The organism is Streptomyces sp. RLA012 (assembly GCF_056270325.1).
In genome coordinates this window covers 9642955-9664584 of the sequence record NZ_JBWDPA010000002.1, presented here as the reverse complement: position 1 = coordinate 9664584, position 21630 = coordinate 9642955, and the positions used below count along the sequence as shown (strand labels likewise).

At 69.9% G+C, this 21630-nt stretch carries 18 protein-coding genes and 2 pseudogenes; 12 read left to right on the top strand and 8 right to left on the bottom strand.

Annotated elements, in window-relative coordinates; translation table 11 throughout:
- Positions 1–78: 78 nt before the first annotated feature.
- The 3 genes from RV986_RS43870 to RV986_RS43860 all read right to left on the bottom strand — a co-directional run bounded on the left by RV986_RS43870 (position 79) and on the right by RV986_RS43860 (position 2769).
- Positions 79–1262, bottom strand: a protein-coding gene (locus RV986_RS43870) for an IS3 family transposase (protein ID WP_475915484.1) whose coding sequence is annotated in 2 segments (ribosomal slippage) — positions 79–998 and positions 998–1262 — 1185 coding nt in all. Because the reading frame shifts where the segments join, the coding sequence is not laid out codon by codon here.
- Positions 1192–2415, bottom strand: a complete 1224-nt coding sequence (locus tag RV986_RS43865; RefSeq protein WP_475922709.1) for a TIGR02391 family protein — start codon at positions 2413–2415, stop codon at positions 1192–1194. The genes RV986_RS43870 and RV986_RS43865 overlap by 71 nt, the downstream gene beginning before the upstream one ends.
- Before the next feature lie 75 nt (positions 2416–2490).
- The gene (locus tag RV986_RS43860; RefSeq protein WP_475922708.1) at positions 2491–2769 is read right to left on the bottom strand and encodes a hypothetical protein; all 279 of its coding nucleotides are present in this window, start codon (positions 2767–2769) and stop codon (positions 2491–2493) included.
- Positions 2770–2951: 182 nt separating this feature from the next.
- Between RV986_RS43860 and RV986_RS43855 the strand changes: the two genes are divergently transcribed.
- The 6 genes from RV986_RS43855 to bioD all read left to right on the top strand — a co-directional run bounded on the left by RV986_RS43855 (position 2952) and on the right by bioD (position 8161).
- Positions 2952–3293: a hypothetical protein gene (locus RV986_RS43855; protein ID WP_475922707.1), complete on the top strand. Its 342-nt coding sequence runs from the start codon at positions 2952–2954 to the stop codon at positions 3291–3293.
- Positions 3294–3296: 3 nt separating this feature from the next.
- Positions 3297–3521 carry a hypothetical protein gene (locus RV986_RS43850; RefSeq protein ID WP_475922706.1) on the top strand — a complete coding sequence of 75 codons (225 nt, stop codon included), beginning with the start codon at positions 3297–3299 and terminating at the stop codon, positions 3519–3521.
- A 171-nt stretch (positions 3522–3692) separates the two neighbouring features.
- Entirely contained in the window at positions 3693–4064 is a 372-nt protein-coding gene (locus tag RV986_RS43845; RefSeq protein ID WP_475922705.1) for a hypothetical protein, read from the top strand.
- 924 nt (positions 4065–4988) lie between these two features.
- A complete protein-coding gene (bioB, locus tag RV986_RS43840; RefSeq protein WP_475922704.1) occupies positions 4989–6170 on the top strand; it encodes a biotin synthase BioB in 1182 nt (393 codons plus the stop codon).
- Positions 6163–7443 (top strand): adenosylmethionine--8-amino-7-oxononanoate transaminase, encoded by a 1281-nt coding sequence (locus tag RV986_RS43835; RefSeq protein ID WP_475922703.1) that lies wholly within the window; start codon positions 6163–6165, stop codon positions 7441–7443. Before bioB ends, RV986_RS43835 begins: the two co-directional genes overlap by 8 nt.
- Before the next feature lies 1 nt (position 7444).
- Positions 7445–8161, top strand: a complete 717-nt coding sequence (bioD, locus tag RV986_RS43830) for a dethiobiotin synthase (protein ID WP_475922702.1) — start codon at positions 7445–7447, stop codon at positions 8159–8161.
- A gap of 109 nt (positions 8162–8270) precedes the next feature.
- On the opposite strand, the pseudogene RV986_RS43825 reads toward bioD, so the two are convergent.
- From RV986_RS43825 to RV986_RS43815, 3 genes and pseudogenes are all read right to left on the bottom strand, one after another.
- A pseudogene (locus RV986_RS43825) lies at positions 8271–9221 on the bottom strand (LuxR C-terminal-related transcriptional regulator); the annotation flags it as partial.
- Between the two features lie 112 nt (positions 9222–9333).
- Entirely contained in the window at positions 9334–10719 is a 1386-nt protein-coding gene (ltrA, locus tag RV986_RS43820) for a group II intron reverse transcriptase/maturase (RefSeq protein WP_475917391.1), read from the bottom strand.
- Between the two features lie 667 nt (positions 10720–11386).
- Positions 11387–12799, bottom strand: a pseudogene (locus RV986_RS43815) (LuxR family transcriptional regulator); the annotation flags it as partial.
- Positions 12800–12914: 115 nt separating this feature from the next.
- Here RV986_RS43815 and RV986_RS43810 point away from each other — a divergent pair.
- Both RV986_RS43810 and RV986_RS43805 read left to right on the top strand, forming a co-directional pair.
- Positions 12915–13601, top strand: coding sequence for an esterase/lipase family protein (locus RV986_RS43810; RefSeq protein WP_475922701.1), 687 nt, complete (start codon positions 12915–12917; stop codon positions 13599–13601).
- 149 nt (positions 13602–13750) lie between these two features.
- Positions 13751–14476 (top strand): class I SAM-dependent methyltransferase, encoded by a 726-nt coding sequence (locus RV986_RS43805; protein ID WP_475922700.1) that lies wholly within the window; start codon positions 13751–13753, stop codon positions 14474–14476.
- Here RV986_RS43805 and RV986_RS43800 read toward each other — a convergent pair whose 3' ends face one another.
- Entirely contained in the window at positions 14477–14851 is a 375-nt protein-coding gene (locus RV986_RS43800) for a fic family toxin-antitoxin system, toxin component (RefSeq protein WP_475922699.1), read from the bottom strand. It abuts the gene before it with no gap.
- Positions 14852–14855: 4 nt separating this feature from the next.
- Positions 14856–15131, bottom strand: a complete 276-nt coding sequence (locus RV986_RS43795) for a toxin-antitoxin system HicB family antitoxin (RefSeq protein WP_475922698.1) — start codon at positions 15129–15131, stop codon at positions 14856–14858.
- Positions 15132–15283: 152 nt separating this feature from the next.
- Between RV986_RS43795 and RV986_RS43790 the strand changes: the two genes are divergently transcribed.
- The 4 genes from RV986_RS43790 to RV986_RS43775 all read left to right on the top strand — a co-directional run bounded on the left by RV986_RS43790 (position 15284) and on the right by RV986_RS43775 (position 21494).
- A complete protein-coding gene (locus tag RV986_RS43790; protein ID WP_475922697.1) occupies positions 15284–16159 on the top strand; it encodes an ABC transporter ATP-binding protein in 876 nt (291 codons plus the stop codon).
- Between the two features lie 7 nt (positions 16160–16166).
- Positions 16167–18734 carry an ABC transporter permease gene (locus RV986_RS43785; RefSeq protein WP_475922696.1) on the top strand — a complete coding sequence of 856 codons (2568 nt, stop codon included), beginning with the start codon at positions 16167–16169 and terminating at the stop codon, positions 18732–18734.
- A gap of 153 nt (positions 18735–18887) precedes the next feature.
- A complete protein-coding gene (locus RV986_RS43780) occupies positions 18888–19766 on the top strand; it encodes an LLM class F420-dependent oxidoreductase (RefSeq protein WP_475924651.1) in 879 nt (292 codons plus the stop codon).
- A gap of 99 nt (positions 19767–19865) precedes the next feature.
- Complete coding sequence (locus tag RV986_RS43775; RefSeq protein WP_475922695.1) at positions 19866–21494, top strand: M1 family metallopeptidase; 1629 nt, start codon at positions 19866–19868, stop codon at positions 21492–21494.
- The last annotated feature ends 136 nt before the right edge of the window (positions 21495–21630 follow it).

Genomic DNA, 21630 nt, shown 5'->3' with positions numbered 1-21630 from the left:
CGGTCCTTGTGGGAACGGTCTCCTTTGAAAAGTCTGAGGGGCCGCGCGTTTTCCGGACAGCTGCCGTGCGCCTGAAATCTACGCTGCGAGCCGCATGTTGCGATGCTCGAGATATGCCTCACGTGGCGTCAAGTATCCGATTGCCGAGTGAAGTCGCATGCGATTGTACCAAAATTCAATGTACCTCGTGATGTCCTGTCGGGCTTCCTCCCGCGTGCTATACGTGATTCGACTCACCCGCTCGTTCTTCAGGGCCCCGAAAAAAGACTCAGCCATGGCGTTGTCGTAGCAGATTCCGGTCCGGCCGGCGGAGCGCCGGAGGTTGAGCTGGTCGAGAGTCTTGCCATATTCGGCGGACATGTAGTTGCTGCCTCGATCGGAGTGGAATATGGCCTTCTTGGCGAGCTTTCGGTTGCGCGCAGCGTTCTTGATGGCTCGGGATATGAGTGGCGTTTGGTAGTGGTCGTCCATGGCGTACCCGATGACTTCTTTTGTGCAGCAGTCGATGACGGTCGCCAGATAGAGCCAGCCTTCGCCGGTAGGGATATAGGTGATATCCCCGACCATCTTTTCTCCTGGCCGTTCTGCGGTGAAGTTGCGGCCGACCAAGTCGGGCACGGGGAACGGCATGTCGGCCTTGGTCAGGCTGAAACGCTTGGGCTTGGGCTGGCAGGGCACCAGGCCCAGCTCCCGCATGACCTGGCGGACGAGCTCCAGCCCGGCCTGCACGTCCCAGCGGCGCAGCTGCGCGTGCACGCGCCGGTAGCCGTAGGTGCTGTCGGAGTCCTCGAATATCTTCTCGATAATGACCTTGAGTTCTTCCCGACGGACAGCCGTGGCGGATTCCGGCCTGTTGCGCCATTCGTAGTAGCCGGAGCGGGAGACGTCGAGCTTGGTGCACATGAAATCTACAGGGAATGCGTACTCCGCTGTGTCGAGTCTCGTCTGATCGATGAACTCGAACTTGTCACTTATCGGTGATCCTTCGCGAAGTACGCTGCGGCTTTTTTCAGGAAACTGTTTTCCATCTCCAGCTCGCGGTTCCGCCGTTCAAGTTCCTTCAGGCGTGCGCGCTCATTTACGGTCAGTTCCGCATCAGCCGAAGGCTCCTGCTGCATCTGATGCTTCTTCACCCAGCCGCGAAGGGTTTCCGAATTGAGGCCGAGCTCCCGAGCAACCTCGGTGACGGTCTTACTCGACCTCAGCGCGACCTGGACGGCTTCCTCGCGGAACTCCGGTGAGTACTTGCTGGGTGGTGCCACAGTTACCTCGTTTCCTTTGAACAGAGATCCTATTGGGTCTCTGTCCGGAAACCTCGGGGCACCTCAGTCCGATGGCGCCCGCGAACAGCTGGACCATGCGGTCCATGTCGCCGTCGCGGTCGGAGATCCGGATCGGGTTCTGCTTCTCCTTAAAGGCGGCCTTGATCAGCACGTCCCCGATTGCCGAGTTGCCCGACCGTTGCTGGACCTCGTCTTCCAAGCGTCGGAAGGCGGCGAAGACGGCTTCGTCGTACAAGTCGGCGCGCAGCGGCGCCTGGCAGGAGTCCACGATCTCCTCGCGCAGCAAACTGAGCAGCACGTCCAAGCCGTGATCCTGGACCGGCGTTGTCTGCTCCTCGGTGAACCCTGCCGGCCCTTCGGCGTGGGCCAGGGGCTGGGCGTCGGTGAGTCTGTGCAGTAGCGCCGATGCCGCTCCTGCGCGCTCGCGCTCGGCCGTCTCGGCGTATTCCAAGAGTCCGTCCACACCGTGCACGTGCCGGTACGGCCGCAGGCGCGGCCGATCTACGGTGAGCTGCCACAGCCAGGGACTCCTGGACGCCCAGCCGCTGCCACTCCAGAACCCTGGGAGCAGATCGACGAGGACCCGGATGCGCGCTACCTGTCCCCGCGTGGCTTCTACCTCCGGTGAAATCGCCCCTTCTGCCATATCCGGAGAGGCTTCGGAGGACGAAATCGCGGCCTCGCCAGACGCTGTGGGCGTGCCTGCCGCGGGGGGTTCGTCGATGTCGTTGGGGCTGTCGATGCGCAGGCCCTCGTGTTCGGTGAAGGCCTTGCTGCTGGAGACGAGCGGGGTATCGGCCGGGCTGGTATCGCTGCGTTCGAGGTCCACTGTCCAGGCCACGAACCGCTCAAGGAGTTGCAGGTCGTCTGGTCCGCCATCGCATGCGGTGACTCCTCGAAGGGTCAGCCGGACCGCGTCGTTGCTGGAGAAGCCATGCGCCTGCCAGGGGCGGAACAGGTACGCGTCAGGAACGGCGAGAAGCGCGGCCTGCGCGTCCTCGATACCCAGATGTCTGTCGACCCACAGGTCCACTGCGGTGAAAGTGGGCCAGTCACCTCGCTGTTTCATCAGGGCATACACCGCTTGAAGCAGTTCCCGGGTCCCGGCGTCGAGCCGTGCGTCGTCAGTCACACGAGGATTCTTCCGCGACCGAGGAGTGTGCGTGACCGCAATTCCTCGACGGCCGGTGATCAGGCTTTCTCACTGTTAGCCGGGGCCTACCGGGCGGCTGTTGTAGCGGATCAGGGGTGCGGGTTCGTGGACGCCGAGGGTGGCCAGGCGGTGTTGTTGGTGGGGGTGGAGCTGGTTCCAGGCGCGTTGCTGGGTGCGGATCCACTTGGTGGTGGTGCCGGGGAATGGGCGGCCGGCGGTGTGGTGGGTGTGGGCTTGGTGGTAGCTGTGGTTCCAGGAGGCCCGCCAGGGTGGGTTCCACCACGGGTCGAGTGCGGTGAGCTGTGTGTCGTGGGGCCAGGGCCGGCTTCTCACCCTCGGCCGCCACGACCCGACCGGCCGCCTCCGCCCCATCGGCCGCACGGTACTGCTGCGCCCCGACGCCGCCCGCCGAGCACCTGACCCCCGCCAGCTCCGGCCATCCCTGGACGGCGCGAAATTCTCCTCGGCATGGGGCACCCGCGACGTCCTGGACACCACCCTCGTCCGTGCAGGTCATGCTGACAGCGGCCGAGCAGCAGCGCGAGGTCAGGGAAGCGCTGCTGGACGGCTGGAACGCTGCCCTGGCCGACACCCGGGTCGAGGCCGAGTGCCGGCAGCTGCTGACGGCCTGGGCCGAGGCCCGGAAGGCAGCGGACATGCCAACCGAGCTGCTGACAGATTTCCTCAACCAAATCATCCTGGGGCACCTGGTTGCTTCTCCGGTCTCGGCCCTCATCTTCGGTGAGCCGGGGGTGGCCGACGGTGAGGCCGTCATCGACCTGCGCAAGAATCTCCGGCTGCCGCCGGCGCTGTCGTCCCTCGTATCCGGGCACGAGCACGCCTCGGCGGAGTTCTGATCGATGACCTCTACACGATGGGCGCGCCGCCGTGCGCGCAAAGCGGTACGGCGGCGCCTGACCCGCTTCGAGGTCCGGCTACGCAGCGCCTGTCCGGGGATCGGCTTCACCGCCCGGATCACAGCCACAGTGCTCACCGAGCCGCCCTACCCCAGCTCCGTCGATGAGATCACAGGGGCAGTGCGCACCACGCTCAGGGAAACTGCGAACGAGGTCTCGAAGACGTGAGACCCGGGCGACCTCGCCTCGGCGCGGGACGTCTGCGGCCAGCACCTCGCCGGACTGCGTCGGCTCCCCACAGACCCTCCCGTCGAGTTCACGGCTGAACTCACACTCGAGCTGCTGCCGGACGACCGCGCCGCAGTGGCTGCGCTGTTGGCCGCTCAGAGGCGGCAGTCCGTGAGCGACATACTGCGACAGCAGAAGACCGATGCACTTGGCGCGGAACTGACGCACCCCGCAGCCCTGTTGGTGCGATGGATCAAGCGGGACAACGCCGATTGGTCCCAACTCCCGGATTTCGCCGCCACGGTGGGCACGGTCGCGGAGGTATTCACCCGGCATCGCCCCGAGAACGAGCGGAGCGTCGAGTACGAGGCCGTCGAAGTGCTGCGTGAATTCCTCGCCAGCTTCCCTGACCACACCCAGAAACGCATGCTCTACACCCTTATGGCCGCAGGAATGGACAGCGCCCAGCGGCCGCACCACTCCGCGAAAGCACAAGCCTTGGTGAATGGTCACGCCGCAGCGGAAACGGGGGGTGCGTCATGAGCAGAGCGGCGGCTATCCGCCTCGGCCTCGAAGGCGTGGTGGGCCGGTGAGCACGTCATTTTGGCGATGGCTGCTGTCGCCCTGGACCAGCTGGCGGGCGTGGCAGCTGGCACGGGCCAGCCACGGCAACCTGTCCTTCGACGCAGCGTGGCGGCGCACCAGGCTTGACAAGCACCCGGACGAAATGCCCTACCAGCAACACGGACATCTCGCGGCAGCTAACGAGATCGACGACCCCGCCACCCGGCAACAGCAGTAGGGGAATGCCGTACGACGAACGACGCTCCAACCATCTGTGCTCAGCAGGCACGACATAACGCCCTACCGGGGCCTAAGGGCCTAGAGAGCCCCTGATGGGGCTTCACACAGACAGGAACCCCAGCGGACAACGCTGGGGTTCCTTTGCGTCTCAGAGGGCCGTACAGAGCCTCTGTGGCTACCGACCAGCCCACCGGCCGTATCCGGTAGCGGGATGCTCAGCAAGCCGTTCTCGCAGATATCCGGTTGTCCACTTGATTTCGAGGGGGCACCCGTCCAGCGTGCTGCGGAGCGTGATTGCCGCATGCGTGGCCCGTTCGCTCAAGATCCGGTCGTGCGCCTCCCGGTCCCCTACGATCGCAGGGTGGGGATGTCGAGAGCTTCCAGAACAGCCCGCACCAAGTTACGCACGGCGCTTGAGGGAACAGCCCATTCGGGGGTGTTGTAGGAACCCTCCATACTGATCCACTGGCCCTTGCGTCTCGCTCATGTCTCTCACCAAATCGGCGGTGAGATCCGGACTCTTGGCCTCTGACCTGGTCTTCCGTGCTCTCTGTGGACCCTACGTACTGGGGTGGTCGTGTTACATACCCCACACGTCGAACCGTCTCTGTTGTGCAAACTCTCCTTGGCCGCAGCGGCTCGTATACGTCAGGATCGGGCCTCATGGACCTGCTGAACACGCTGGTGGACAAGGGGCTTCGGCGCGAGCTGCCGACCCGTGACGAGGCGCTGGCCGTGCTGGCCACGTCCGACGACGACGTGCTCGACGTGGTGGCCGCGGCCGGGAAAGTCCGCCGGCACTGGTTCGGGCGTCGAGTGAAGCTCAACTATCTCGTCAACCTGAAGTCCGGTCTGTGCCCCGAGGACTGCTCGTACTGCTCGCAGCGGCTCGGCTCCAAGGCCGACATCCTCAAGTACACCTGGCTCAAGCCCGATCAGGCCTCGCAGGCCGCGGCCGCCGGGCTGGCCGGGGGCGCCAAGCGGGTCTGCCTGGTGGCCAGCGGCCGCGGTCCGACGGACCGTGACGTGGACCGGGTCTCCGACACCATCAAGGCGATCAAGGACCAGAACGAGGGCGTCGAGGTGTGCGCCTGTCTGGGCCTGCTCTCCGAGGGCCAGGCCGAGCGGCTGCGCGAGGCGGGCGCGGACGCCTACAACCACAACCTGAACACGTCCGAGGGGACGTACGGGGACATCACGACCACGCACACGTACGCCGATCGGGTGGCCACGGTCCAGAAGGCGCACGCGGCCGGTCTGTCCGCCTGCTCGGGGCTGATCGCCGGAATGGGCGAGTCGGACGAGGACCTCGTCGACGTCGTCCACGCGCTGCGCGCGCTCGATCCGGACTCCATTCCGGTGAACTTCCTGATTCCCTTCGAGGGCACCCCGCTCGCCAAGGAGTGGAACCTCACCCCGCAGCGGTGCCTGCGCATCCTGGCGATGGTCCGTTTCGTCTGCCCGGACGCCGAGGTCCGTATCGCGGGCGGCCGCGAGGTCCATCTGCGCACGATGCAGCCGCTCGCCCTGCACCTGGCCAACTCGATCTTCCTCGGCGACTACCTCACCAGCGAGGGCCAGGCCGGCAAGGCCGACCTGGAGATGATCGCGGACGCCGGGTTCGAGGTGGAGGGCGCGGGCGAGGTGACGCTGCCGGAGCACCGGGTGACGGCGGGCGGGAGCTGCGGCTCGCACGCGGAGGCCGGCTGCGGCTCGCACGAGGGCGGCGGGGTCTGCGGTCCGGCCCGTGACCGGGCCACGGCGGAGCAGCCCTCCGAAGCGCGCACGGATCTGGTCGCCGTACGCCGCCGAGGTGCCGGAACGGATCTCGCGCCCAATGCCTGACCTGTCCGTACGGGAACTGCTGGAGCTGGACCGGCGGCACGTCTGGCATCCGTACGGGCCCATGCCGGGCCGGCAGGAACCGCTCGTCGTGGAGTCGGCGAGCGGGGTGCGGCTGCGGATGGCGGACGGCTCGGGCGAGCTGGTCGACGGGATGTCGTCCTGGTGGTCGGCCATCCACGGCTACAACCACCCGGTGCTGAACGACGCGGCGCGCGGGCAGCTGGAGCGCATGAGTCACGTCATGTTCGGCGGGCTCACGCACGAGCCCGCCGTGCGGCTGGCGAAGCGTCTTGTCGACATCACGCCCGAGGGGCTGGAGCATGTCTTCCTCGCCGACTCCGGCTCGGTCTCGGTCGAGGTCGCCGTCAAGATGTGCCTCCAGCACTGGCGCTCGCTCGGGCGCCCCGGCAAGCAGCGGCTGCTGACCTGGCGCGGCGGCTATCACGGGGACACCTGGCAGCCGATGTCGGTGTGCGATCCCGAGGGCGGGATGCACGAGCTGTGGCAGGGCGTGCTCCCGCGCCAGGTGTTCGCGGACGCGCCACCGGTCGCGTACGAGGAGTCGTACGCCGATCATCTGCGCGAGCTGATCGGGCGGCACGCCGATGAACTCGCCGCCGTGATCGTGGAGCCGGTGGTCCAGGGCGCGGGCGGGATGCGGTTCCACTCCCCCGCGTATCTGCGGGTGCTGCGGGAGGCGTGCGACGCCCATGACGTGCTGCTGGTCCTCGACGAGATCGCGACCGGCTTCGGCCGTACGGGCACGCTCTTCGCGGCGGAACACGCGGGGGTCACGCCGGACGTGATGTGCGTGGGCAAGGCCCTGACCGGCGGCTACATGACGATGGCGGCCACGCTGTGCACGGCGCGGGTGGCCGAGGGCATCTCGCGCGGCGAGGTTCCGGTCCTCGCCCACGGCCCGACCTTCATGGGCAACCCGCTCGCCGCCGCGGTGGCCTGCGCCTCGATCGACCTGTTGCTGGGGCAGGACTGGCAGACCGAGGTCAAGCGGATCGAGACGGGCCTGCGGGACGGGCTGGCACCCGCCGCCGAACTGCCGGGTGTCCGGGACGTACGGGTCCTGGGGGCGATCGGCGTCGTCCAGCTCGACCACGAGGTGGACATGGGGGCGGCGACCGCGGCCGCCGTCCGCGAGGGCGTCTGGCTGCGGCCGTTCCGCGACCTCGTCTACACGATGCCGCCGTACGTCACGGGTGACGCGGACGTGGCACGGATCGCGCGCGCGGTGTGCGCGGCGGCGCGGGAGGGATGACATGGACGTTCTGGTGGTCACGGGGACGGGCACGGAGGTCGGCAAGACGGTCACGACGGCGGCCGTCGCCGCCGCGGCTCTCGCCGCCGGACGGTCCGTGGCCGTCCTCAAGCCCGCGCAGACGGGGGTACGTCCTGGCGAGCGCGGGGACGCCGACGAGGTGGCCCGGCTGGCGGGCGCCGTGACCACGCTCGAACTCGCCCGCTATCCCGAGCCACTGGCCCCCGCGACGGCCGCGCGGCGGGCGGGGCTGGCCCCCGTGCGCCCGCGGGAGGTGGCCGAGGCCGCGGCCGAGCTGGCCACGGAGCACGATCTGGTGCTGGTCGAGGGGGCGGGCGGTCTGCTCGTACGGTTCGACGAGGAGGGCGGCACGCTGGCGGACGCGGCGAGGCTGCTGGAGGCGCCGGTACTGGTCGTCGCGTCGGCGGGCCTCGGCACGCTCAACACGACGGAGCTGACGTCCCGTGAACTCCGGCGCCGGGGGCTGGACCTGACGGGGATCGTCATCGGCAGCTGGCCCGACTCGCCCGACCTGGCGTCGCGTTGCAACCTCGGGGACCTGCCGGTCGTGGCCGAAGCCCCACTGCTGGGAGCGCTGCCCGCGGGGGCAGGGGCCCACCCGGTCACCGACTTCCGTGCGAAGGCGCCCGGCTGGCTGGCCGCTCAGCTGGGCGGCACCTGGGACGGCGGCGCCTTCACTTTGGCGCAGGGGGTCTGAGCACCCGGTAAGGGGCCCGGGGGCGCGGGGAACTGCGCGCTCAACCCCCACCAGCCGGCCCGCAGCCGAAGAACCGCCCCCTCACCCCTCACCCCTCACCCCTCACCCCTCACCCCTCACCCAGCAACCGGACCAGCTCGATCCGCGACCGGATCCCCAACCGCGTGAAAACCCCGCGCAGATGGTGGTCAATGGTCCGCGGACTGAGCAACAACCGCGACGCGATCTCCCGGTTGGTGGCACCGTCGGCCGCCATCCGCGCGACCACCAACTGCTGCGCGGTGAGCCGGGCGACGAGGTCGTCGGCGCCCCGCGCGGGCGAGACGGGCTCACCCAGGACACGGAGTTCGGCCCGCGCCGCGGCGGCGCACTGCGGCGAACCGAAGTGTTCGAACGCTTCGAGGGCGCTGTGCAGCCGGTCGCGGGCCTCCGTACGGTGCCGCAGTCGCCGTAGCGCTCCGCCGAACAGCAGCTCCGTACGGGCACGTTCGAAGTCACGGGTGCCCGAGGCATGCAGATCGAGGGCGGTGCGGTAGTGCTCGACGGCCTCCGCGCCGGAGGCGAGCAGTGCCCGGCAGCGGGCGCTGAGGGCCAGGTCGTCGGGGCTGCGGACGGTACGCGCCCAGTGGTCGTAGTCGGCGTGGGCGGCCCGCGCCACCCGGGTGTCGCCGGTGCGGACGGCGGCCTCCACATAGTGCGGGGTGGCGAGATGGCGGATGGCCCGGTGCCCGTGCCCGGGGCCGAATCCGGCGAGGGCGCGCAGCCGGGCCGCGGAGGCGGCGCAGCGGCCGGTGCTCAGGTCGAGGAAGGCGAGCGCGAACAGGGCCAGTGCGGCGGGGAGCCCGAGTCCGCGGGCGAGGGCGTAGGAGCGGGCGGACTCGGCGCGCTCCCGGCAGACGTCCTCGTCGCCGGTGACCGCCGCGAACATCGCGAGGGCGGCCTGCAGATGACAGGCCCCGTTGTCCTGGCCGGTGGCGTACGCCTGGCGCAGTGCGTCGAGGATGGCGGCCTCGGCGGCCCGCGGGCGCCCGGTCCAGAAGTCCGCGTACGCCCGGAACTGTTGAGTCGGCCCGGGGCGCGGTGCCGGGATTGCTCCCGGTCCGTTTCCCCGGACCGCTCGCCGAACCCGCCGTACCGATCTCTCGGTAACGGGCTCTCCACGGTGTCAGCCGTCAGGCAGTGGCAGGCCAAGGGGTTGGGATCTTGTTGCCCCGGTAGGTGTAGCGGGTGACCGCCACCTTCTCGATCCGGAAGAACTCAATCCCGTCCGCTGCGATCCGCCAGCGCCCGGTGGCGGCGGTCAGATGGCGGCGGAGTTGTCCCCAGCTCCAGCCGTGGCGGGCTCTCAGCAGGTGGGCGAGTCTCCAGAACGTGAAGTCGTCCAGTTTGCTGAAGGTCCGTTTCGCCACGGCATGTTTGAAGTAGTTGGCCCAGCCTCGCATGATCTGGCCCAGCCGGGTCAGGGTCGATGCGAGGTCCCACTGCGATGTCTTGTGCGTCAGGGCACGGATCTTCGCCTTCAACGTCCGGACGGGCCGGGCATCGATGAAGGTGTAGACGTACCACTTGTTCGTCCCCCTCTTGCGTTTCCACCGGATACGGAAGCCGAGGAAGCTGAACCCGTCACTCATGTGGACCACCTGGGTTTTGGCTGGTGACAGCCGCAGCCCCATGGTGGCCAGCACACGGGCGACGTCTTCGCGCAGCGCTTCGGTGTCCTCACGCGAACCATGCACCAAGATCACGAAGTCGTCGGCATAACGGATGATCCGCCACGTCGGCCGGCCACGGGAGTGCCGGTAGGTTCGCTTTCCCCGGGTGGACATCGTCCCGCCGTCCTTCCACGGCGCCATCACGTGCTCGTCGAGCGCGGACAGCGCGATGTTAAAGATCAACGGCGACAGGATGCCGCCCTGGGGTGTGCCGGTATGGGTGTTGCGCTGCTCACCGAGTTCGGTGAGCACACCGGCCTTGAGGAACGCCTTGACCAGGGCCAGCACGCGCTTGTCCTTGACGCGTGTCCGCACTCGGTCCATGACGAAGGAGTGCGAAAGGTTGTCGAAGGCCGCCTCGATGTCCGCGTCCAGCACCCACCGGTAGCCCCGGGTGCCGAAGTGGTGGATCTCGGCGATCGCGTCGTGCGGCCTGCGCCGGGGCCGGAATCCGTAAGAGACCGGCACGAAGTCGGCCTCAAAGATGGGTTCCAGCACCAGTTTCAGCGCTGCTTGGACGACCCGGTCGGCAAGCGTGGGAATGCCCAGCTTGCGGACCTTTCCCGACCCACCCGGCTTGGGGATCTTTCGTTCCCGCACCGGCAGCGGCCGGAACGAGCCGTCCTTGAGGGCGGCCCGCAGATCATCCAGGAAACCGGGGACCCCGATCTCCTCCTCGACCTCAACGGCCGTCAGGCCGTCGACGCCGGGAGTGTTGGCCCCCTGATTGCCCGCGACCCGGACGAACGCCATGATCAACGTGGCCGGGTCGTACACGAAGTTGAACAAGTCATCGAACCGGCGGCCCGGATCGGCCGCCGCCCAACGGTGAAGCTTGGTCTGCATCCCCGATACCCACGTCCACGACCCGCCAGGTCCCGGACGCAGAGCGCCGCCGTTCAGCAGTGCATCTTCCGGCATTACAGTCTCCAGTCCTTCTCGAAACCGCTGCCGCCCTTCCCCATGCGCGCGGGCTTTCCCCGGCTCGGAGTACTACGGCGGCTCCGCCCCGTCCCAGGCCGATCGGCGGTCGGTGAGCCCAGCCCCAACCCCCGCGCTGGATACGCGGGCTGAGGGCAGACCCGGAACGGTTCCCGTGTTCACAGTGATTCGCTCGTCGAAGTAGGAGCCCGACTATGCCCCTGCGGCATCGCTGCGAGTACGCCGCAGTCCTTCCTCGCAGCCTCCCTGGCAGCTCATGCCCACCGCCTCAGGAGTTCCCCGCCCACACGCTCGACGGGTGCGCGCCGCCCCCGGCCCAGATCCACCAGGTTCGAGCCGGTGCCGCATCAAGGGGGTGTCACACGCCGGTTCCTCGCGTACTCCTCTCCGTCCCGCTAGCCGGACCCGCACCATCTGGCAGTACTGGCACGTCCCGGCGTTGTCAGGGCTGCTCCCACCCTCCCCGGCACCACCCGGCTCAGGCTGCCCCCAGCTCCACCGTCCCGCTGCGACGGGATCAGCGGCGAAGGCCTCTCACCCCCACTCGAACCACTGCGCCTCACGGCGCACCCATGGCCTGCGGCACAGTGACCGCGTCTCCCGCGGCCCGGGCGGAGGCGGCGGCGCGGACGGTCGCGGTGGCGGTCGCAGTGTGGTCGCCGAGCATCAGTGCGGCGATCCCGGAGTGGATCAGCAGGGTGGGGTCGCCCCCGGGCCCGCAGCGCCCGGCCGCTGCCTTGAGCACGTCCCGCGCGTCGTCGTACCGGCCCTCGAAGGCCGCGGCCAGCCCGCCCAGTGTGCCGGGTGGTGTGATGCCGAGTCGGTCGGCGACGCTCGCGGCCTCCCGGCAGCGGCGCAGGTCGCCGGTGTAGATGGCGGCTTCGGTGGCGCGGGCGAGGAGGTGGCCGGCGGCGGCTCGGTCACCGGAGGCGTCAGGGCCGCCGGAGCCGGGACGGCCGTCCGACGCCGCGCAGTTGTCGGACGGCGTGGTGGAGCCGTTGGACCGCACGGTGGAACCGTTGGACTGTTCCGCGGCTCCCGCGTACCGCACCGCGGCCGCCAGCAGTGCGTCGAAGGCGTCCGTCGCGTTGCCCGCACGGAGCGCCAGCAGTCCGCTCAGCGCGTCGTCGTCGGTGGACGCGACGAGGCGGCGAGCCCGGTCGGCGTCGCCGGACCGCCAGGCGTCGGCGGCGGCTCTGCCGAGCAACTGGGCCCGCTCGCGCGGCTCGGGGGAGAGCGCGGCGGCGCGTTCGGCGAGGGCGCAGGCCAGGGTGTGCTCGCCCGCGTCGCGCGCCGCGCACGCCGCCGTGCGAAGTTCGGCGGCGAGGCGTCGGCTGGGACCGAGTGCGGCGGCGCCCCGGTGCCAGGACCGCCGGGGCGACTCGCCCTCGCCGCGCAGCACCCGGGCGAGCAGCTGGTGGACCGCACGTCGGTCGGTCACGGAGGCGGTCTCGTACACCGCTGTCCGGGTCCAGGGATCGCGGAAGACGATTCCGTCCGCCGTGGCGTGGGCGAGTCCGGCCGCCTCGCCCACCACGAGGGGCCGGGTGTCGAGCCGGGCCGCGGTGACGGCGCGCAGGAAGGCGTGGGTGTCGACGGGGTGTTGGTCGGCCGCCGCGAGGAGCAGGAGCAGCCGGGTGGCGTCGGGCAGGGCCCGGACCTCCTGACGGTAGGCCCGCAGAAGCGCCGGCGGCCGGGCCGGAAGCGGGTCGAGACCGGTCAGTTGCCGTTCGGTCAGGACCGAGGCGAGTTCCGCGGCGGCGCGTCGGTCGCCGTGCGCGGCACGCAGAACCCGCACGCGTACGCCTTCGGGAAGGGAAGGACCGAGCCCCGGCTGCGCGGGGTCGTGTTCGGGCCGTGGGGGGTCCTGTTCGCGCTGTGGGGGGTCGTGTTCGGGCTGTGGGAGGTCGAGGCGTCGCCCCGCGGGGCTGAGCTGCGGTGGCGAAGCGGGCGGGAGAGGCGGGGGGTTCACCGAGGTCACCACACGAATGACGTTACTGGCGAGTTAACTGCCCCGTAAAGACCGGCGATTTCGCCGATGCGGCGCGCGTAGACCCCGCCTGACACTCCAGACAACCCCACCCGCATCTGGAGGCACCATGAAACGCCGCATGCGTCGCATCGCGACGTTCTTCTCGGCCGTGGCCGCAGCACTCCTCGTGTCGCTCTCCCTCTCCGCGGCCCCCGCCCAGGCCGCCACCCACAACCCCGTGATCTTCGTGCACGGGCTCAGCAGTTCGGCGAGCAGCTGGAACGACTGGATCGCCGACTTCAAGGCCGACGGCTACTCCGGCTCCGAGCTGTTCGCGTGGTCCTACGACTGGGGTCAGTCGAACGTGACCACGGCCCAGCAGCTCTCCACCGAGGTCAAGACGGTCCTCGCGCAGACCGGCGCGTCGAAGGTCGACCTGGTCGTCCACTCCATGGGCGCGATGAGCGCGCGCTACTACCTCAAGAACCTCGGCGGGACCTCGTACGTCGACGACTTCGTGTCCACCGCCGGGGTGAACCACGGGACCACCGTCGCCGGGTGGTGCACATGGCTGTACACCTCGTGCGCCGAGATGTACACCGGCAGCTCGTTCTTGACCGCGCTGAACTCCGGCGACGAGACGCCGGGCAGTGTCGCGTACGCCAGCTACTGGTCGAACTGCGACGAGCTGCTCACCCCGGACACCAGCGCGATCCTGAGCGGTGCCACCAATGTGGAGGTCGGCTGCATCTCGCACACCGACATGAACAACGACTACGGCGTCTACGAGCAGGTGCGCGCCTTCATCGCCTGACGCCCGGACCGACAGAACCGACAGGACCGACAGGACCGACAGGACCGACAGGGCCGACAGGGCCGACAGGGCCGACAGCAGCGTTGAGCGTGTGAGGGACGTCCTGGGGGACAATCTCGGTAAGGTCCCGTCCTCCCGGGAGGTCCGTCATGCCGCTCAGGTCAGCCGGCTCCGGCACGGTGTCGCGGGACGCCGTGCACCATCCGCTGTTCGCCCGCTACTACGCCCGCCTCAGCGTGACCGCCGAGACCCGGCTGGGTATGGGCGGCGTACGCGACCGGCTGCTCGCCGGGCTGTCGGGTCGGGTCATCGAGATCGGCGCGGGCAACGGTCTGAACTTCGCGCACTATCCGGGCACCGTCTCCGAGGTCGTCGCCATCGAACCCGAGCGCCTGCTGCGGCAGTTGGCCGTGGAGGCGGCACTGCGCTCCGAGGTACCGGTCGACGTGGCGCCGGGCGCGGCGGAGGCGCTGCCGGTCAAGAGCGAGGCGTTCGACGGGGCGGTGCTCTCGCTGGTGCTGTGCAGCGTGCGCGATGTGCCGCGGGCCCTCGCCGAACTGCGGCGTGTGCTGCGGCCCGGTGGCACCGTGCGGTTCTTCGAGCACGGCAGGGGCGGCGGGCGCGTGATGGGGTACGCCCAGCGCGGCCTGGACCGCACGGTGTGGCCACGGCTGAACGGCGGCTGCCATCTGGCCCGCGACCCGGTCGGCGCGCTGCGCGACGCCGGCTTCGAACTCGGCCCGTACCGGCGCGTGCTGATGCCGGAGAAGGGGCCGCGCCTGCCCACCTCGTACTGCGTGCTGGGCACCGCGTGGCGTCCGGGGCTCAGGGAGACCCCCGAGACCCCCACGGCGGCCGCACAGCCCGAGGAGTAGTCACAGACTCCACTGCCGCAGTTCCCGCGCGATCTCGTGCACGGTCGCCTCGCCGCCCTTCACCAGGCGGGCGAGGTCGCGCACCTGCTCGGGTGAGGTGACGACCTTGAGGCCGCTGGCGACGAGATAGGCGTATGCGACGGCCGAGGCGAACATGGCGTTGGAGCGTTCGAGCGCCGGGACGTGCAGCAGGAGCTGGAGCAGCGCGGCGGCGCGGGCGTACGGGCTGTCGTAGACGGGGACGCCGAATATCTCCGCCTCGTGCCGGCTGACGGCGGCGACGAGGGCGCCCCAGTCGGTGACCTGGGGGTCTCCCGGCGTCTTCTGTTCGGCGATCATGAGAAGCCAGGCGAGGTCGACTCTGAGACCGCTCAAGGGATCAGCGACGACCTTCGCGCGAGCCGTCTCGCCTGTCGTCGCGCGGCCGTTCGCGCGGGCCCTCCCGGTCCGGGCCGAATTCCTCGGCGAAGACGTTCTCGTACTGCTTCATGAAGTCGGCGGCGGCATCGACGAAGGTGTGGCCCACTTCCCCGGTGTCCTGTCTGACCAGTTCCTCGATGTAGCGGTTCACGCTCATGCCGCGTGCCAGGGCCCGCTCCCGGGCGGCCCGGGCCGTGCCCTCGTCCACCCGTACGTTCAGCTGAGTCTTCGCCATACCTCGAAGCTAGCGCCGATGTGCTAGCACCCGCAAGGGCGGATCCCCGGGACCGAGACCTCGTGTGGATATCGGGTATCGAGTGTGGGCGGCATCACACTACGCTCGGCCGGGACACAGAAGTCAGGACGTCCATCGCCTAGGAGGCGGTCTTGTCGACACCCGCTGTGGAGCACGCCGTCGGACGAGAGGACGCCGACGGGATCGCCGCCCGCGCCCGCGGTCTGACGAAGGCGTACGGATCCGGCGAGACGACCGTCCTCGCCCTGGACTCGGTCGACGTGGACATCGCACGCGGTCGCTTCACCGCCGTCATGGGCCCGTCGGGCTCCGGGAAATCGACGTTGATGCACTGTCTGGCGGGGCTCGACACCGTTTCCGCCGGACAGGTGTGGCTCGGCGACACCGAGATCACGGGGCTGAAGGACCGCGAACTGACCCGGCTGCGCCGGGACCGGATCGGGTTCATGTTCCAGTCGTTCAATCTGATACCGACGCTGAACGCGGCCGAGAACATCACCCTGCCCATGGACATCGCGGGCCAGAAACCCGACCGGAAGTGGCTGGACCAGGTCATCGACACACTCGGGCTGCGGGACCGGCTGAAGCACCGGCCCTCGCAGCTCTCCGGCGGACAGCAGCAGCGCGTCGCGTGCGCACGGGCGCTCGCCTCCCGCCCCGAGCTGATCTTCGCGGACGAGCCGACCGGCAACCTCGACTCCCGCGCGGGGCTGGAGGTCCTCGGCTTCCTGCGCGGGGCGGTCGACGAACTGGGCCAGACCGTCGTCATGGTCACACACGATCCGGGCGCGGCCGCCCACTCCGACCTGGTGCTCTTCCTCGGGGACGGGCGGATCGTGCACGAGATGCAGCGGCCGACCGCGGAGGCGGTGCTGGAGCGCATGAAGCGGTTCGACATGGGGCGAGCGCCCTTCGCCGGCGGGGATGCGCCCGGTGCCCCGGCCCCTGAGGGCGCCTCCGACGACGTAACCCGGGACCCGCTCGACAAGGACCGAGGAAAGGACTGAGGCTGCCGTGCTGAAGGCGACCCTGCGGAGCTTCCTCGCGCACAAGGGACGGCTGCTCCTGTCGGCGCTGGCCGTGGTGCTGTCCGTGGCCTTCGTGGCGGGCAGCCTGATCTTCTCGGACACCGTCACCCGTACCTTCGACCGACTCTTCGCCTCCACGGCGGCCGATGTGACCGTGTCGCCCAGGAACGACCTCGACGCACAGATTCCCACCGGCGCCACCCCGACGCTGCCCGCCGCGCTCGCGGACCGACTGGCGAAGGTCGACGGCGTGGCGGCCACCCATGTGGACGCGGGTGTCGAGAACGCCACGGTCGTCGACAGCGAGGACAAATCGGTCGGACCGACAACGGGTGCGCCCACCATCGTCACCAACTGGCAGCTCACCGAGCGCAGTCCGGTGAAGCTGACCTCGGGCCACGAGCCGAAGGGGGACGGCGAGGCGCTCCTGGACGCGGACACCGCCAAGAAGAAGCATGTCCGCGTCGGCGACACCCTGTCGGTGCAGGCGCAGCCGGGCACGTTCAAGGTGCGGATCGTCGGTATCGCCACCTTCACCACCACCAACCCCGGTGCCGCACTGGTCTTCCTCGACACCCCGACCGCGCAGACGAAGCTGCTCGGCAGCACGGAGGCCGCCACCAGCATCTCGGTGGACGCGGCACGGGGAGTCGACAACGCGCAGCTCAAGCAGCGCGTCGCCGCCGCGCTCGGCACGAAGACCTACGACGTGAAGACGGCCGACGAGCAGGCCAAGGACTCCGCCGCCCGACTCGGCGGATTCCTGGACGTCATCAAGTACGTGATGCTCGGCTTCGCCGGAATCGCCGTGCTGGTGGGCGTCTTCCTGATCGTCAACACCTTCTCCATGCTCATCGCCCAGCGCACCCGCGAGCTGGGCCTGCTGCGCGCGCTCGGCGCCGACCGGCGGCAGGTGCGCCGCTCCGTGCTCACCGAGGCGCTGCTGCTCGGCCTGGTCGGCTCGACGCTCGGTCTCGCCGCGGGGATCGGGCTCGCCGTCGGACTGATCCAGCTCATGACGGCGTTCGGGATGAACCTCAAGTCCACCGAGATGGTGATCGGGTGGGCGACCCCCGTCGCCTCGTACGTCGTCGGGGTCGGCGTCACGTTCGTGGCGGCGTATCTGCCCGCCAGGCGCGCGGCCGTCGTCTCCCCGATGGCGGCCCTCGCGGACGCCGAAGTCGCCGGGGTGGGAAGGCCGTTGCGGGTACGCGCCGTGGTGGGCTCGGTCGTGGGCGCGGCCGGTGCCGCCGCGCTCGCCGGGTGCGCGGCGGCGTCGAAGACCTCGTCGTCCGCCTCCCTGCTGGGACTCGGGATCGTGCTGACCCTCGTCGCGACGGTGATCGCGGGTCCGCTGCTGGTACGACCGGTGATCCGGGTGCTGGGCGGAGCCTTCCCCGCCCTGTTCGGGTCGGTCGGCCGGATGAGCCAGCGCAACGCGCTGCGCAATCCACGGCGCACGGGGGCCACCGCGGCCGCGCTGATGGTGGGCCTCGCGCTGGTCGGCGGGATGTCCGTGGCCAGCGCCTCCATGAGCAAGTCCTTCGACCAGCAGATCGACAAGACGCTGGGGGCCGACTTCATCGTCCAGAACAGCAACTTCGTGCCGTTCACTCCGGAGATCACGGACAAGGTGCGGGGGACCGCGGGCGCCGGGCTCGTCGTCCGCCAGCGGTTCACACCGGTCGCGGTGCGGCTGCCGGACGGCAAGCGGATCGAGACGACCGCATCGGCCTACGATCCGCGGCTCGACGACGTCGCCCACATCGCGTACGACCAGGGGGACACCGCGGCGGCGCTCGGCGACGGGCACCTCGCCATGGCCGCGAAGTTCGCACGGGAGCACGGCGTGCGGGTCGGCAGCACGATCCCCGTCGAATTCCCCGCCGGACGCAGGGCCGAGCTGACGGTGGCGGCGCTGACGGGTCAGGACGCCGTCCAGGGCTTCGGGATGCAGGGCGGCCTGTACTTCGGCTTCGGCACGATCGAGAAGTACGTGCCCGGCGGGCAGGACTCGGCGCTGTATGTGAACGCGGCCCCCGGCACGAACGCCGACCAGTTGCGCACGCGTCTGGAGCAGACGCTCAAGCCGTATCCGCAGGTGCAGGTCCGCGACCGGGCGGACTACAAGAAACTGGTTCACGATCAGATCGCCGTGCTGCTCTACCTCGTGTACGCACTGCTCGGACTCGCCATCGTCATCGCGGTGCTCGGTGTGGTGAACACCCTCGCCCTGTCGGTCGTCGAACGCACCCGCGAGATCGGGCTGTTGCGCGCCATCGGGCTCGCCCGGCGCCAACTGCGCCGGATGATCCGGCTGGAGGCGGTGGTGATCGCCGTGTTCGGCGCCGTCCTCGGTCTCGCGCTGGGGCTGGTCTGGGGCGTGTGCGCCCAGCGGGTCCTCGCGCTCCAGGGCATGAAGGCGCTCGCCGTCCCCTGGACCACCATCGTGGCGGTGGTGGTGGGTTCGGCGGTCGTGGGCATCGTGGCGGCGCTGCTGCCGGCGCTGCGCGCGTCGCGGATGAACGTACTGGCGGCGATCGCGCACGAGTGATGTACTCGCGTCCGCCCCTCCCCCCCTTCACCCCCCTTCACCCGCTGAGCGTTTCGGCTTTCGCCCACTGAGCGTTTCGCCCACTGAGCGTGCATCGCCTGTGGACGCACCTGTGAACACCCCCGTGACCGAGGAGAGTTCGTGCCGACGCCCCTGCCTCCCGTCCGCCCTTTCCGTTTCGGCGTCAGCATGCTGGATCCAGCGCCCGGTGACGAGTGGCGCGCGAAGTGCCGCCGGGCCGAGGAACTGGGCTACGACGTGATCCTGGTCCCCGACCACCTCGGCATGCCCGCCCCCTTCCCCGCGCTGGTGGCCGCGGCCGACGTCACCGAACGGCCGCGGCTCGGCACCTTCGTGCTCAACGCGGGCTTCTGGAATCCCACCCTGCTGGCCCGCGAGGTGGCCACCACGGACGCGTTGACGGGCGGCCGCCTCGAACTCGGGCTCGGTACCGGATACGTCCGGGCGGAACACGACGCGGCGGGCCTTCCCTGGGGTTCGGCGGGTGAGCGGGTCGACCATCTCCGGCGTACGGTCGAGGAGTTGGACCGCCTCCTCGGCTCGGACGAGCTCCCCCACTCCCGGCCTCGCGTGCCGCTGCTGATCGGCGCCAACGGCGACCGGATGCTGCGGCTCACCGCCGAACACGCGGACATCGCGGCGTTCACCGGGGCGCGCACCGGGCCGGACGGCAGGCTGAAGCCGCTCACGGCCGCGGAACTGGACGAACGCGTCGGCCGGTACCGGGAGCTGGCCGAGGGACGCAAGGAGCCCGCCGAGTTCAATGTGCTGATCCAGATCGTCGTCGTCACCGACGATCGCGGCGCCGCGATTCAGCCGTGGCTGCCCCGCATTCCGCAGCTGCCCGAGGACGAGGTACTGGAGCTGCCGATCGTCCTGGTGGGAACGCTGGATCAGATCGTCGAGCAGGTACGGGCCCAGCGGGAGCGCTACGGGTTCTCGTATCTGACGGTTCTGGAGCCGAACATGGAGGTGTTCGCTCCGGTCATGGAGGCGTTGCGCGGCGAGTGACCGTTCTCCCGGCATTCCCATATAACCCGCATAACCCATATGGAGGATTACGCGATGAAATAAACCATTTTTATGATCTCGTGCTGCCATAGTGCGGCCATGGAGCCGACCCGTACGTCCTCCGACGCCGACCGGTGCCAACCGGACCGGCGGGGGCACCCCCGCCGCGGCGTCCGTGGCGTCCGTGCCCTCCGTGGCCTCCGAACCGGTCGTCGTACGGCTCTCGCCCTCGCCCTCTCCGGTGCCGTCGGGATCACCGGTGCCGCTGTCCTCGTCGGCACCTTCCCCCACGGGGACCACCGCTCCCCCGCCCACCCCGGCACCCTCGCCACCGGCCCCTCCGCCGCCTCGTCCGGCGTGGCCCCGTCCCCCGGCGCCAGGGGCATCGGCGACCCGCTGCTGCCGCTCGACGGCAACGGCGGCTACACGGTCCGCCGCTACACGCTCGACTTCGACTGGCGGGCCCCCGGGACACCCTTCGACGCCGGGACCACCATCAGCGCCACCGCCACACAGGCCCTGTCCCGCTTCGACCTCGACTTCGCGGGCAACACGCTGCACACGGTCACCGTGGACGGCGTACCGGCGACGGCCGTACGCGACGGGGACGAGCTCGTCGTCACTCCCGCCCGGCCGATCCCCCGGGGCGGCACGTTCACCGTGCGGGTTGCCTACACCGCCGACCCGACCCGGCGACGGCACCGCGGCGACGCGATCGACGAGTACGGCTGGGTGCCCACGCCCGACGGCACCGTGGTCTATCCGCAGCCCAACGGCGCCAGGATGATCTTCCCGGCGAACGACCACCCGAGCCTGCGGGCACCCATCACCTTCCACATCACCACTCCACCGGGCCTCGGCGCGGTGGCCAACGGCCGGCTCGTAGGGCGCGACCGCCGCCCCGACGGACGGGTCCGCTGGACGTACGACTCCGAGCAGCCGGTCGCGGCGCAGCTCGTCCAGATGGCGATCGGGAAGTTCACGTTCGTCGAAAGCACCGGTCCGCACGGGCTGCCCGTCCGGGACGTGGTCCCGGACGGCCTGGTCACCGACACCGAGGCGTACCGCTCGCTCACCCCCGAACACCTGACCTGGCTGGAACGACGGCTCGGCCCGTACCCCTTTCGGCGCTACGGCGTGCTGGTGGGCGACACCGATCTGCCGGTGGCGCTGGAGACCCAGTCGCTGTCGCTCGTACCGAGGGGCGACCTGCAGGGTGACCGGGTCGACGCCGAGCGTGACCTCGTGCACGAGCTGACCCACCACTGGACCGGCGACAGTGTGGCCCTCCGGCGGTGGTCCGACCTGTGGCTGAGCGAGGGGCACGCCCGCTTCTACGAGCGCCTCTACTCGGACGCGCACGGCGGCGCCGGCATCGAGGACGCGATGCGGGCGGCGTACGAGCAGCACGACCAGTGGCGTCACGACGACGGGGCACCCGCCGAACCCACCGAGCCGACGCTGTTCAGGCAGATGCGCTACGACGGCTCGGCGCTGGTGCTCTACGCCCTCCGGGAGAAGGTCGGCGAGGGGACCTTCTCCCGGATCGAGCGGTCCTGGGTGACCAAGTACCGGGGCCGGGCCGCCGGCACCCGGGACTTCGTCGCGCTCGCCTCCGAGGTCGCAGGCGAGGACCTGAAGCCGTTCCTGACCCCGTGGCTGTACGGGCTCCACACCCCGCCCATGCCGGGGCACCCCGACTGGCAGGTGGACCCGGTCCAGGACTGAGCGGTCACCCCACCGGAGCCCCACCGCATCGTGCGGTTCGGGGCCCCTCTTCGAGGCCCCGCCGGAGCGGACGTTCTGCCGCCGACCGGGTGGCCTCTGCCGGGCTGCTGGGCCACACCGGTGACGCTTGGCGCGA

What these genes read in the sequence shown, in the direction of transcription:
- RV986_RS43855 (WP_475922707.1), top strand. Translation starts at nt 2,952, where the DNA reads ATGCTGACAGCGGCCGAGCAGCAGCGCGAGGTCAGGGAAGCGCTGCTG.
- RV986_RS43850 (WP_475922706.1), top strand. Translation starts at nt 3,297, where the DNA reads ATGACCTCTACACGATGGGCGCGCCGCCGTGCGCGCAAAGCGGTACGG.
- bioB (WP_475922704.1), top strand. Translation starts at nt 4,989, where the DNA reads ATGGACCTGCTGAACACGCTGGTGGACAAGGGGCTTCGGCGCGAGCTG.
- RV986_RS43835 (WP_475922703.1), top strand. Translation starts at nt 6,163, where the DNA reads ATGCCTGACCTGTCCGTACGGGAACTGCTGGAGCTGGACCGGCGGCAC.
- bioD (WP_475922702.1), top strand. Translation starts at nt 7,445, where the DNA reads ATGGACGTTCTGGTGGTCACGGGGACGGGCACGGAGGTCGGCAAGACG.
- ltrA (WP_475917391.1), bottom strand. Translation starts at nt 10,719, where the DNA reads ATGCAGACCAAGCTTCACCGTTGGGCGGCGGCCGATCCGGGCCGCCGG.
- RV986_RS43810 (WP_475922701.1), top strand. Translation starts at nt 12,915, where the DNA reads ATGAAACGCCGCATGCGTCGCATCGCGACGTTCTTCTCGGCCGTGGCC.
- RV986_RS43805 (WP_475922700.1), top strand. Translation starts at nt 13,751, where the DNA reads ATGCCGCTCAGGTCAGCCGGCTCCGGCACGGTGTCGCGGGACGCCGTG.
- RV986_RS43795 (WP_475922698.1), bottom strand. Translation starts at nt 15,131, where the DNA reads ATGGCGAAGACTCAGCTGAACGTACGGGTGGACGAGGGCACGGCCCGG.
- RV986_RS43775 (WP_475922695.1), top strand. Translation starts at nt 19,866, where the DNA reads ATGGAGCCGACCCGTACGTCCTCCGACGCCGACCGGTGCCAACCGGAC.